The sequence below is a fragment of the Solitalea koreensis genome, assembly GCF_900182575.1.
Taxonomy (GTDB): Bacteria; Bacteroidota; Bacteroidia; order Sphingobacteriales; family Sphingobacteriaceae; genus Solitalea; species Solitalea koreensis.
The window spans coordinates 520397-533377 of the sequence record NZ_FXSZ01000002.1 but is presented as its reverse complement, the minus strand read 5'-3'; the positions used below and the strand labels follow the sequence as shown (position 1 = coordinate 533377).

At 35.7% G+C, this 12981-nt stretch carries 13 protein-coding genes and 1 pseudogene; 3 read left to right on the top strand and 11 right to left on the bottom strand.

Annotated elements, in window-relative coordinates; all coding sequences use genetic code 11:
• Positions 1-85 precede the first annotated feature (85 nt).
• A pseudogene (locus FN756_RS14750) lies at positions 86-348 on the top strand (four helix bundle protein).
• Positions 349-475: 127 nt separating this feature from the next.
• Complete coding sequence (locus FN756_RS05370; protein ID WP_142602114.1) at positions 476-2176, top strand: sodium:solute symporter; 1701 nt, start codon at positions 476-478, stop codon at positions 2174-2176.
• A gap of 4 nt (positions 2177-2180) precedes the next feature.
• Here the strand turns inward: FN756_RS05370 and FN756_RS05365 are convergent, their stop codons facing one another.
• A complete protein-coding gene (locus FN756_RS05365) occupies positions 2181-3086 on the bottom strand; it encodes an AraC family transcriptional regulator (RefSeq protein ID WP_142602113.1) in 906 nt (301 codons plus the stop codon).
• 259 nt (positions 3087-3345) lie between these two features.
• Between FN756_RS05365 and FN756_RS05360 the strand changes: the two genes are divergently transcribed.
• Positions 3346-4329: a phytanoyl-CoA dioxygenase family protein gene (locus FN756_RS05360; protein WP_142602111.1), complete on the top strand. Its 984-nt coding sequence runs from the start codon at positions 3346-3348 to the stop codon at positions 4327-4329.
• Positions 4330-4425: 96 nt separating this feature from the next.
• Here FN756_RS05360 and FN756_RS05355 read toward each other — a convergent pair whose 3' ends face one another.
• The 10 genes from FN756_RS05355 to FN756_RS05310 all read right to left on the bottom strand — a co-directional run bounded on the left by FN756_RS05355 (position 4426) and on the right by FN756_RS05310 (position 12978).
• Positions 4426-5088, bottom strand: coding sequence for a Rossmann-fold NAD(P)-binding domain-containing protein (locus tag FN756_RS05355; RefSeq protein WP_142602109.1), 663 nt, complete (start codon positions 5086-5088; stop codon positions 4426-4428).
• Between the two features lie 14 nt (positions 5089-5102).
• Entirely contained in the window at positions 5103-6302 is a 1200-nt protein-coding gene (locus FN756_RS05350; protein WP_142602107.1) for a THUMP-like domain-containing protein, read from the bottom strand.
• Between the two features lie 4 nt (positions 6303-6306).
• Positions 6307-6972: a Dph6-related ATP pyrophosphatase gene (locus FN756_RS05345; RefSeq protein WP_142602105.1), complete on the bottom strand. Its 666-nt coding sequence runs from the start codon at positions 6970-6972 to the stop codon at positions 6307-6309.
• 118 nt (positions 6973-7090) lie between these two features.
• The gene (rpmA, locus tag FN756_RS05340; protein WP_142602103.1) at positions 7091-7366 is read right to left on the bottom strand and encodes a 50S ribosomal protein L27; all 276 of its coding nucleotides are present in this window, start codon (positions 7364-7366) and stop codon (positions 7091-7093) included.
• A gap of 22 nt (positions 7367-7388) precedes the next feature.
• Positions 7389-7700 carry a 50S ribosomal protein L21 gene (rplU, locus tag FN756_RS05335; protein ID WP_142602101.1) on the bottom strand — a complete coding sequence of 104 codons (312 nt, stop codon included), beginning with the start codon at positions 7698-7700 and terminating at the stop codon, positions 7389-7391.
• 902 nt (positions 7701-8602) lie between these two features.
• Positions 8603-8755, bottom strand: coding sequence for a hypothetical protein (locus tag FN756_RS05330; protein WP_246085432.1), 153 nt, complete (start codon positions 8753-8755; stop codon positions 8603-8605).
• Positions 8756-8820: 65 nt separating this feature from the next.
• Positions 8821-9306, bottom strand: a complete 486-nt coding sequence (locus tag FN756_RS05325) for a hypothetical protein (protein ID WP_142602099.1) — start codon at positions 9304-9306, stop codon at positions 8821-8823.
• Positions 9307-9370: 64 nt separating this feature from the next.
• Positions 9371-10789, bottom strand: a complete 1419-nt coding sequence (locus FN756_RS05320) for a dicarboxylate/amino acid:cation symporter (protein ID WP_185955185.1) — start codon at positions 10787-10789, stop codon at positions 9371-9373.
• 77 nt (positions 10790-10866) lie between these two features.
• Positions 10867-12060: a cation:proton antiporter gene (locus FN756_RS05315; RefSeq protein WP_221929017.1), complete on the bottom strand. Its 1194-nt coding sequence runs from the start codon at positions 12058-12060 to the stop codon at positions 10867-10869.
• Between the two features lie 75 nt (positions 12061-12135).
• The gene (locus FN756_RS05310) at positions 12136-12978 is read right to left on the bottom strand and encodes a mechanosensitive ion channel family protein (RefSeq protein WP_142602095.1); all 843 of its coding nucleotides are present in this window, start codon (positions 12976-12978) and stop codon (positions 12136-12138) included.
• Positions 12979-12981 lie beyond the last annotated feature (3 nt).

Below are 12981 nucleotides of genomic sequence, written 5' to 3'. Positions count from 1 at the left end.
TGAAAGACAACCTCATTTTAAACAAATCATTTGATTTCGCATTGCCAATAATTGAGCTATATTCATTTTTATCAAAGTATCATGAATATTTTTAGCAAAACAGATTTTAAGAGCGGGGACAAGTGTTGGAGCAAATGTCGAAGAAGGTGTAGCTGCAATATCAAAAAAAAATTCATTGCTAAAATGTGTATTGCGTTAAAAGAGGCAAGGGAGGTTCGATATTTCATTCGTTTATTAGATAAAAGTCAACTGGTAAGTTATGATTATTTAAAATATTTGGCAGAGTCTAATCAGATTGTCAATATACTGACTTTGATCGTTAAGACTTCTCAGGAAAGCCTTAACTAATTCATCATTCACAATTCAACATGTATAATTATTTGATGAAGAAATCTTGGCAAACCCTCTATCTGCTTGTTCTTGCTTTTTTAGTCTTTGAAATCGTATTGTTTTACTGTTTAACACGATACTTTTTATGAGATTGATCGATTGGTTGGTTCTTGTTATTACCCTTAGTTTTATTGTTGTATACGGTATTTGGAAAAGTCGTCGGAGTCGGAACATGGAAGCCTACCTTAAAGGGAATACTATGCCTTGGTATGTGGTTGGACTTACGATTATGGCTACTCAAGCAAGTGCGGTGACCTTTCTTTCAGCTCCCGGCCAGGCTTATACCGATGGAATGCGCTTCGTTCAGTATTACTTTGGGTTACCTCTAGCCATGATTGTAATTTGCGTGACATTTGTTCCAATTTATCAACGTTTAAATGTTTATACGGCTTATGAATACCTCGAAGGTCGTTTTGATCTGAAAACGCGTTCTCTGGCTGCTTTTCTTTTTTTAATTCAAAGAGGACTCGGAACAGGTTTAACTGTGTTTGCGCCAAGTTTAATTCTTTCGGCGATTTTGGGTTGGAATATTTACCTTACAAATGCGGTAATCTGTACGGTAGTCGTTATTTATACTGTTTCCGGAGGGAGCAAAGCAGTGAGCTATACTCAAATGGGACAGATGAGCATTATCTTATCAGGGATGTTGATTGCCGGAGTGTTGATTGCAAAGATGTTGCCGATGGGAGTCACTGTTGCAGATGCCTTACAGGTTGCTGGTAAAATGGGCCGCATGAACATTATTGATCTGAAATTCGATCCTCAGAATAAATACAATGTGTGGTCGGGAATACTCGGTGGATTTTTTCTCGCTTTATCCTATTTTGGTACTGATCAATCGCAAGTGGGTCGATATTTAACTGCAAAAGATACTACCGAGAGCCGGTTGGGATTACTGTTTAACGGCTTAGTTAAAATTCCCATGCAGTTTGGGATTTTATTAACCGGAGTGTTGTTATTAGTATTTCATCAATTCTATCAACCACCTATTTTCTTCAATACTTTGGAAACTGATAAGATCCAAAAGAGCGTTTATGCTTCAGACTTTAAAAAATTGGAACAACAGCAAGCTCAGATTTTCGGAGAGAAGAAATTAAAGATGGAGGCGATGGTAAATGCGATTCATGACCAGGATAAAGCAAAAATACAAAGCCTCAAAACAGCTATTGAACAAGATGAAAATAAAGTAAAGGAAATTCGGAAATCGGCTACCAACCTGATGTTGAAGAATGATCCTGCGGCTAATACGGATGATGTGAATTATATCTTTTTGTATTTTGTTACTAAACAATTCCCTGTTGGGTTAGTGGGCCTATTAATTGCAGTGATTTTAGCTGCATCTATGTCATCTTCTTCATCGGCTTTTAATGCATTAGCATCCACCTCGATCATTGATATTTATAGAAGGTCAATAAAACCTGATGGGAGTGATTCGCACTATGTTTCAGCCTCTAAATGGGCGACTGCAATTTGGGGTGTTTTTGTATTTATTGTAGCTTGTATGGCAACAAAGCTTGGTAGCTTAATTGAGGCCGTTAATGTGTTGGGCTCTTTATTTTATGGAGCAATTCTAGGAATTTTTCTGGTAGCCTTTTACCTGAAAAATATCCGGGGAACCGCTGTTTTTTGGGCCGCTGCAATCACAGAGCTTATTGTTCTGTTTTGTTATCGTTTTACCAATATTTCTTTTTTATGGTATAATTTGATTGGATGTGTATTGGTAATGGGAATTTCATACCTGCTGCAAAACTTGAACGGATCAGATCGGAAATTTTCAGAAATTTAAATTGTTACGAATCATATTCCAAATGTTCGGGTACGTCCGGTAAATCGTTTGCATAATCATAATATTTTTTTCTAAAAAGTTTGGGTGACAATTTCTCCAAAGAGTTGAACTGTTTGTTGAAATTAGACAGACTATTGTATCCGCTTTCGTAAGCAATTTCAGCAATTGATTTGTCGGTTTCGATGAGTAATCGCTTCGCTTTTCCAATTCTGGTTTCATTTATAAATTGCATAAACGTTTTTTGAGTTCTTTTTTTGAAATAGTGACAAAAAGCTGAAACGCTCATATTTAATAAGTCGGCTATTTCAGATATTTCAAATGAACTATTGATATTATTGTAAACATAATTGAAAACTTTATTCAATCTTGTGCAGTCAATTTCATTAAAGTGTGCTTTATATTCAGGGCTGGAGAGGTAACAGATATCCGATTTTGCAAGAATATTGAGTATTTCAAGCAGCCCTAAGGCTTTTTCGAAGGTGTCTAATTCTAACAGCCGTATTAATTTATCCTTTATCAATGCCTTTGTTATTGGATCTCGAAAGCAAACACCTCTTGTACTATTTTTAATTAGCCTATTTATATGATTTGCTCCATTTAATGTAAAGAAACTTTCGCCCAGAAAGCTTTTGTTAAACTGAACTACAATGGCACGTGAAAATCCATCTTTTAGTAAATTACTATCGTTGCGCCAAAAATGAGGCAGGTTTTCTCCTACTAAAACAAGGTCATCCGGTTCAAAATTTTGAATGCTATCACCTATAAATCTTTTTCCTGAACTTTCTAGTATTAATGTAAGCTCAAGCTCCGGATGGTAATGCAACGGTGCGGAAAATTTTCTCTCTTTCACTTCTGTTGCAATTAGAAGCTCTCCAGGTACTGTATTTATTTTTATAAAATGAATTTTCATTAGTTAGATACAGTTTTATAATCTTAACTCTATTGAGGTGTATTTCAATTAAAGTTTTAAAATAATTCAATAGAGTGTAAGTATTCGACAAAATAGAGGTTTAAATTCTCTTATTGTTAAAATATTTTTGATAAAACAGTTGCATTTTTTTATTGCGCGCATGAGCTGTAGAAATTGGGCTGTTTCATGTGGAACCGGTTATCAGTGTATTCAGAAAAAAAGTTTATCTGTGAAAAATTATACACCATATATGAACATTATGAAAAAATTTAACTCTAAATCATCTATTGATCTTGCAATTCATAGTAGTCCGATGAGTAGCCTATTTGAGCAACCTAAAAATGCGAAGGAATGGGAGCAATATATGCTAGCGGAAGAGCAGATAGCCTCTTTTAGTAACAATGGCTTTGTAAGCGGTATTAAAATCATGACCGATGAACAAGTCGATATTTTGAATGAGGAACTCCTTAGGCTACATTCATTAAATACTGAAGAGAAAGGGTTGTTTTATCATTATGAAAGTAATGAATCGGAAGATCCTGAAAAGGTATTGTTTCATGCCATTGGTGCCTGGCGGGTTACTCCCGGATTTCATGATTTAATCTGGTCACCTGCCTATCGCATGGCCGCTTATCAATTATTGGGTCAATCATTCAGGCTTTTTCACGATCAATTATTTTGTAAACCTGCCAAACATGGTGGCGTTGTCGCTTGGCATCAAGATTTCTCATACTGGACCTTTACCAAACCGATGCACCATCTTACTTGCTGGATAGGACTTGATGATGCAAGCAAAGAAAATGGTTGTCTTTATTTTATACCAGGCAGCCACAAGTGGGGATTACTTCCTATTACCGGTTTAGCTGGCAATATGGATGCTGTAAAAGGAGTTTTAAATAACGAACAATTAGTAATTTTTGAGAAAAAAGTAGCTAACGAATTGTCGAGAGGTTATGCCAGCTTCCATCATCCTTTAACGATGCATGGATCTTATGAAAACTTCTCCGATCGGCCGCGCAGGGCTGTTGTAATTAATGCTATGAATCATCAGACACTTGGAAATACGGCGGGATATTATAGAATGGATGCATTGCAAAGTTTCCCTGACATGCTACAGGATGAATTACTCGATAGCCAATATTTTCCACTTTTATTCGATGGGGATAAAGAATTGAAAGATTTAGAAAAGAATATACCGAAAGTGGATGTGAATGAATTGTATGATAATCTTATAGCTATTTAAAGAAATTGATTAGCTAAGCTGAAAGGCGGTCTCATAAGTCGATTTACTCTGGTTTAGGCTTTTGAGACAACCTCTTCGGCTGGCATTTTGAAATTCTTATTCAGCCAAAATATGAATGTCTTTCACTTCGATAACTTGTTTATTGTATTTAGTTTTTGTAGCATTTATCATTGCTAAGCCTAATTGTTTTAAGGTAGAAACATGCTTAGCAAAAACGATGCGAAATACCGGATATAGCCAGTCAATGTATTTATAATAAGGCTGCGTGTTTTTCAATCCTTTTGTTGGATGCAAATATCCCGGGCGGAAAGCATAAACCTGTTTAAACGGCAATTGCATCAAATCTTTTTCAGTTTTACCCTTTACCCGGGCCCAAGCCATTTTTCCGTTTTCATCAGTACCTCCACCTGATATGTAACAGAACGTCAGGTCAGCGTTTTGCTTTGCAAGCGTTTCGGCAAAATGCATGGTTAGGGTATAGGTCAATTTGTAATATTCATCTTTATCCATTCCAACCGACGATACGCCCAAACAAAAAAAGCAGGCATTATAACCCTGAAGTTGATTTTCAATAGAAGAAAGATCAAAGAAATTATTATGTAATAGTTCCTGGAGTTTGGGATGAGAAAGGCCATAAGGCTTTCTTCCAACCACCAAAACTTTTTCTACATCAGGGTGCAACAGACACTCATGGAGTACCCCTTCGCCCACCATTCCAGTTGCTCCTGTTAAAATTACCTTTAATTTATTTTCTGACATCAGCTTCTCTATTTCTATTTAGAACGTTTGCAAAGAAAGAGCTTATTATGCTCATTGATAGTTGTACAGATTAAATAATCATCTCCACCCTCAGTTACCCCTAATGCTTTACGAATTTCATTTACAGACGACGGAAAATGCCTTCTAATTACATTGGCTTTTTTTATTCCCATTGTTTTTAATTGTTTTTTCAAAAACTTAGGCTGATAATCCCATGTATTAATGATATTAAAAATACGACCGGGATAGTTAACTGGAGCATTTTCTGAAAAAAAGAATCCATCTTTTCCGGAGGTGGTGGCCAATAAGTCCTTAAAATAACTGTTCATAAGCTCCTTTGTTTTGCGTGCTTTATAGAACGCTACATCCGGCTCAAGCAGAAATTTTTCAGTTGAAAAAGTCTCAGGAGTACTTAAAACAGAAAGGATATTGAATGAATAAGTAGCAGTTTCTCCTTTTCTGCTTAATAGAATTTCGATTGTTTTTTCGCCTTGAATCTCGGAGTTGAATTCTAATAAAAGTTCTTTACATTCATTGTCAACTGAAACAACAGATAGTTTTTGCAACTCAGGAAAGCATTTCCAGGCTGCGTCAATGTCAAAAAGGGGAGAGGCTTTTACAATAATCCTTTTTCCATTCTTTTTCATTAACGGAAGCGTTTCGTACAGATTGGGGGAACAATCTTCAAAAAGAAACACACGATTTGTGCTGTCGTCTCGTCGGGCCGGATCGACAAATAGTAGGTCGAATTTAGGGCCTTGATATGATTGCAGAAAGTTTTCGGCCCGTTGGTTTAAAACCTCAATGTTAGTTGCTCCTAGCTTGTTTAAATTGTATTGAGCAATAGCGGCCAATACAGGCATCATTTCAAGTGAGATTACTTTTTTGAAATGTTGAGAAAAATGAAAGCTGTCAACGCCTAAGCCACAGGTTAAATCCAGACAGGTTTCTCCGGAAACATCTTTTAATGATGCTGCTGTTTCACTGCTTGATTGTTCATAGGATAAGGGGGGAATAATGCATTGGGCTGCAAAGTACGATGGAAGTTTTGCTTTGCAACGTTGTAAGTATTTTAATTGGGTAGAAAGTAAGGCAACTGGAATATCACCTTGTCGGTAAGTCAAGGCAAACTTTATCGGGTCTTGATCGCGATTATCGGAAATGAGTTGTTGGGCTTTTGCTGTGGTTAAAAGCTTAAAGTCTTCTAGCGTCATGTACTTACTTGAGCTCAATATTAGTAATGTCCAGGTAAAATAGGTTATCTTCTTGAACCGGATTCCATTTAATATAAATTCGTTTCTTAAACATGGGGCCGTCAAGAGCTAAGGTGTGATATTCACCATTTTCTCCGCAGATATCAACACCATTTAAGGTGTTCAAAAAAGTGAGTTGTTCAATTTTATCTGCAGTAAGTTCATCACCAAGCCAGCTTTTAGTGAACCAAGGTTTTTTTACGCAAGAAAGGATAATCCTGAAATCATGTTCGGTGATCAAATTTAGCAATTCCTGGCGATCACGATGCCAAAGAGGGGTGAGTACTTCTATTCCTACAGCTAGGCTTCGTTCCCGTATCCAGTTTGGTTGATTAGCTACAAAATCAATATCTCCTGTAATAAGTGTTTCAATTCCTTCAGCTTTCAACCGAGCAATTTCTTGTTCATAACTGACTGCATAAGGTTCCTGAATGTTAATTATCTGTAAAGGTATTTCTAAAGATTCACTTTGGGCTATTAGTACTGGAAGCGGATGTGCACGAAAATTAGCTTCTTTGGGAGCGAAGGTAACAAGCTTAACAATTTCATAGCCCAGTTGCATTGCTTCATGCATGGCTAATGCACAATCCTTGCCACCTGTCCAAAGTACTGCAGAAGGTTTGTTTTTCATACTACTAGATTTCCAATAATTAGACCATTATTTAGGTAGATTGTTTCGATTTTCTTTTTAAAAAGAAAAAGCCTTTGAGATAATTTCTCAAAGGCTTTAACCTATCTTGCAACAAAGCTTACGCTTGTGCAGTTTCAGTTTCAAAAGGAACGATTGAAACGTATGATTTGTTGTCTTTTTTCTTTTTGAACACTACTGTTCCATCAACCAATGCAAATAGGGTGTGATCTTTACCCATACCTACAAGTTTATCAGGATGATGTTTAGTACCACGTTGACGAACGATGATGTTACCTGCAATTGCAGCTTGACCACCGTAAATTTTGATACCTAATCTTTTGCTATGTGATTCGCGACCGTTCTTCGAACTACCGGCGCCTTTTTTATGTGCCATTTCTTAATTCCTTTTTAAGCGATTAAAACTTAATGTTTTCGATCTGAATTTTGGTGAATGATTGACGGTGACCGTTTTTCTTTTTGTAACCTTTACGGCGTTTCTTTTTGAAAACGATTACTTTATCACCTTTTAAATGAGACAATATTTTAGCAGAAACTGATGAACCAGCTACAGTAGGAGCTCCTACCGTAATTTGTCCGTTGTTATCAACTAACAGTACATTGTCAAATTCAATACTAGCGCCCTCGGCTCCTTGTAAGCGGTGTACAAAGACGAACTGGTCTTTTTCAACTTTAAATTGTTGACCTGCTATATCTACTATTGCGTACATGATTTAAAAATTTGTTTTTTTAATGAGGTGCAAAAATAGAATTCTTTTTTGAATAAAGAAACTAATTGTGCGAAAAGACCAATCAGTTTGGCTTTATAACCTTCATTACTCATTTTTGGTGGATGCTTGCACCTCGAAGATAAGAAAAACAACTAAGCTCATTGCCATCGGCCAGACTGAGTCTTCTGTTTTATTTTATACTCCTAAGTCATCCTAAAAAGGAAGACTTAGGAGAGCGGGGGGGTGCCTTAATGGATGCTTTCCTTAGGGATGCCAAGACGAAACAAGCCTACGCCCAATAATACTACAAAAGCCCGACCTTATACAGATCGGGCTTTCTTTTTAGGCTACCACTTATTTACGCACTCACCTTTATTTCTCAACCTTTAGTTTAACCTTTATTGGTTTTAATAATACTGCAACGATTCCGATTTTCCGTTACTTCTTTTTATTGTTATTTCTCAAACTTATGCTTTATCGACGTGAAAAAAAACACACAGAGTAAAACCACTCCAACAATTGCATTGTAAATCCCCAACATTCTATCGGATGGGGAATAAAAGTGAGTATATACGACAAATTCTATCCCATAAAAAACAATTGCTGCCAACAGAAAAAGGAATCCTTTCTCTATTTTCAAAATAAAATACAAGGGGGCACAGAATAATGCAATTAAAAAAATGGAGTAAACCAGTACATATAAAATATAGCCTAATGTAAGTTTGAAAAACTCCCACGAAGTGCTCGCATTATCCATGACTGCAGTTTTAAATCTTCCTCCCATAAATGCTACAATAAAGAAGAACACTGAATATTTTATCAGTAAAAATAAAACACTATTTAAAAATCTAACTTTGAACATAGATTATAAGAACGGGGCTAAGTCTCCCGAAAAGGAAGACTTAGAAGAGCGTGAGTACAATCTCACCATTTTCTTTTTCAAAATAATCTGGTGGAGCAGCAAACATTCCATCGGGATCAATATTTCGAATAGCATTATTCCATCCGTAGTTGTAAGGAGACCATCTTCTACCTAACTCTGCTTTGGGGTCAATCGTTATCCATCTTGCAATTACCGGATCATAGAACCGTGCGCCGTAATCGTGCTGGTTTGCCCTATTTATTGGTTTTCTTCAATACGGGTTTCTATAAATTTCTTTAGTTCACCTATTTTATCTGTGTAATGATTTTTAGGATAGTTTTCGTCCCAGGTTACACTTTTACTTTTTTTCTGATAATTCATTTCTAGAAAATAACGAGGTGCATCTGTTCCTGGTTGATCAGCCACTGTAAGATGATCAGGCGTATCAAAGAACATCAAATCCCACATTTTTTGATGAATGGATTTTAAGGTTTCCGGAGAAAGTTTAATCGTTTTGGTGCTGATTGAATCAGGGGTTACACGAGTTTTTAAAATTCCGGTTTTAGAATCATAGTCGTATAATAATAAATCTCCTTTTGTGTACCGTACCTCAAAGTTTTCGAACTCCACAAATTTGTAATGTGCTTTTTTAAAGTAGGTGTTGTAATAATAATACGTCATATAGATCAAAAACGATCCGATGATCATGGTTAAAAGATAAATCTTTTTAAAGCGGTCAGTCATTTTAAGTTATAAGTCAAAAGTGTAAAGTTAAAAGTCGAAAAAGATTCGAGGGCCGGCAATGGACTTAGCTCAATTCAATTTCGGCATCATCTTCAACAGTAAGTGGTTCTCCTAGTTCTCCTTCCCATTTACTGATTACGGCAGTGGCAATACTGTTACCTACCACATTGGTAGCCGAACGTCCCATATCCAACAGCGGATCTATACCCAGTAAAAGTGCTAATCCGGCTTCAGGAATATTAAATGTTGCAATCGTTCCGGCAATTACCACTAATGAAGCGCGGGGTACACCTGCAATGCCCTTACTGGTGAGCATGAGAATGAGAAGCATCGAAACTTGCTGTGCAAATGCCAAATGGATGTCATACGATTGTGCGATAAACAAAGATGCAAAGGTCATATACATCATAGATCCATCCAAATTGAATGAATAGCCAAGAGGCAGTACAAAACTTACAATCTTATTCTTGCAGCCAAAGCGTTCAAGTTGTTGTAATGTTTTTGGATATGCCGCTTCACTACTCGATGTGCTGAAGGCCAATAGGATAGGTTCTTTCAAACTTCCAACCAGGCTAAACGCACGTTTTTTCAGAATTAATGATCCGATGAACGTCAGGATTAACCATAGTAAAATTAAACCTCCGTAAAATTCAATAATGAATAGGGCATAGGTTGAAAGCACACTCAAACCTTGTTTTGCAATGATAGCGGTCATGGCTCCGAATACTGCAAATGGAGCAAAATTCATTACATAACCTGTAACTTTTAAAATTACGTGTGCTACTGCATCGAAAAATTTGATAATAATTTGACCCTGTTCACCAATAGCAGCTGTTGCAACGCCAAAGAAGATTGCAAATACAACGATTTGCAAAATCTCGTTTGTTGCCATTGATTCAGCAATGCTTTTCGGAAAAATGTGAGCGATAAAATCCTTAAGACTCAACGCAGCCTTTTGAATTCCTGTATTAGTATGACTATCAGGTAAAGGAAGATTCATTGCCTCTCCCGGACGGAAAATGTTTACCAATATCATTCCTAATATTAAGGAGAGTAAACTGGCTCCTAAAAACCATAACAAAGTTTTTCCGCCAATACGTCCTACTGCTTTGATGTCACCTAGTTTAGCAACGCCAACTACTAGTGTGGTAAGCACCAACGGAGCAACAATCATTTTTATCAGACGAAGAAAAATGTCGCTCAACATGGTAAAAGGCTCCAATTTTTTCTCCCGAAACTTATCGTTGTCTGATTTGATTTTTTCTGCCTCAGCTTTCTCTTTAACCAATTGTTGAAATACCACTGAAGAGCTGTCGGTAATGGTAGCCATTTTAGATTCAGCAACTTTAGCTTGCACAGTGGCTTTAACAAGTGCTTCGTTATGAGTATTCAGATAGTTTGTATTGAGTATATAGCCTAAGAAAATACCGGCGATAAGAGCAATAACAATGTAAAGGGTAAGTTTATTTTTTTTAGACTTCATCAGCATTATTTGTCAACCCACAAAGCTATAAAAATCCAAGAAAGTTGGCTTTTCATTTTGTGGAAAGAAACGATCTTTTAGAGAGTGGATGAATTTGAGTCTACAGAATCTTTATTTTTTGCTACTTGCAAAGAATTAATCTTTTCGTTTTTATTTATCATTAAGCCTATCATCATGACTACTGCTGTTAAAATGATAATCTGAATTACCAATGATTTGTTTACTAGTGAAATTACTTGTGCCGAAGGTATTGCAAAAAAAAGCAGAATAGTAATTAATCCTCTTGGAGCAATGAATAGAAGCGGTTTGAGCGGTAGTTTTGATGCTTTCAATAGTATAAACCTGAACAAAAAAATGCCTCCCGTTATGGCGATGGCTAAGCCTAAGGTTTCGGTATTAATAATTTCTGCTGTGTTAATTAAGTAACCGAATAAAATGAAAAAAAAGGATCTGATCAGAAATGTTCCTTCGATTAAAATGTCTTTAAACCGTTGAACTTCTTTATCTAATTTTTCAGCTTGTAAAAGCTTAATTAACTTTTGATCTTTTAGTTCATCTATATTCCCAATAAAAAGGCCAAATAATAAAATGAAAATCAGCCCGGGTAGGTGATAGATTTTTGATAATGTATAGATTAATACCACCAGAATAATAATTGGTGCAAATTTTATGTGGTGATCAATTTTTCTTAATAAATAAGATAGAATAATTGTAGCTATGAATGAGATAACGAAAATCACTAATAAGTTTAAGGCAAAATGTCCAAATGATTTTAATTCAATTGCTTCATTCAATACCATAAAATCAAAAAATAAAACACCCAGAATATCTGACATACTACTTTCGTATATCACAAACTCTTTGTTGCTTGTTGATAAATTTTTTACACTTGGAATAGCTATAGCGCTGCTTATAATACAAAGTGGAATTACATTAATAAGACTTTTTTTAAAGGAGAAATCACCAAAAAAATTAAATAAAAATGCACTTAAAAAAGCCAAGGCACACATAGGTATAAAGGCAACAAAAAAAGACTTTTCGATGAAAGATCTTTTTTCTTTTTTTAATTCAAGTTCTAGCGAACCTTCTAGAACGATCAAGATTAAACCAATGGTGCCAAATATTGGAAGCAGTGTGGAGAGATCAGGTATTTGAAGTTTTAAAAGCATTGAAGTTTGTTTTGCTCCCCATCCTAACAGTAATAGTAAAATTACCGAGGGTATTTTGGTTCGCGACGAGGTGATCTCAAAAAAATAGGCTACTAAAAGCAAGGCGCATATGGTAAGGATGATTTGTGTAGTCATTTACTAAAGATATTAGATAGAATCTTAATTCAAAATTTAGTATTACGAGTTGTCGGCTTTTGTTTGATGAATGACTAATTGATTAAAAGGTATGATAATATGCTGTTCCTTAAACGTTCTGGCTATTTCAAAACGAATTTGACTTTTAACTTTTTCTATTCTAAATAAGTTATAACTATAAAATATCAATTGAAAATCTATAGAAGAACTTCCAAAGTCCATTAATCGCACAGAAGGGGAGTAGTTATTATCATTTAAAACATCCTTATGGCTTAAGGCGCATTCAATTAAACTTTTTTCAACCAAATCCACATCCGATGAATAGTCGACACCGACATTAATTTTAAATCGGGTAGGTAACATATTATTGGTCCAGTTAACAATTTTATCTTCAATGAATTTATGATTGGGGATAATTACAACGTTATCTTCCCTGGTCGTTACTTTCGAAGTTCGTAATGAAATTTCATTTACCTGTACAACCATTCCATCCACATCAACTATATCATTTACTTTTATTGTTCCTTCAAACAGTAAGGTAATGCCCGAAATAAAATCTTTAAAAACATTTTGTAGCCCTAAACCAATTCCGACCAGCAAAGCGGCAGAACTCGCAATCAAAAAAGTAATGTCTATACCCAGCGACTGAAGCGTAAGTATGATAGCCAGTATCCAGATGAAGTATTTCAATAGCTTAATAATCGAAATATGTCGTCCATCAGATTTTGATTTTCTAACAAAGGAGTGGGTAATTAAGGCGGATAATACTCTGATGGAAATATAAGCAGCGATTAAAATCACTGTTGCGTTAAGAATATCACCAATAGTTATTGAAAGTTTGCCAGTGTTGATGATTTCTGTTTTTAATAATTCATTGATTTCCATGGT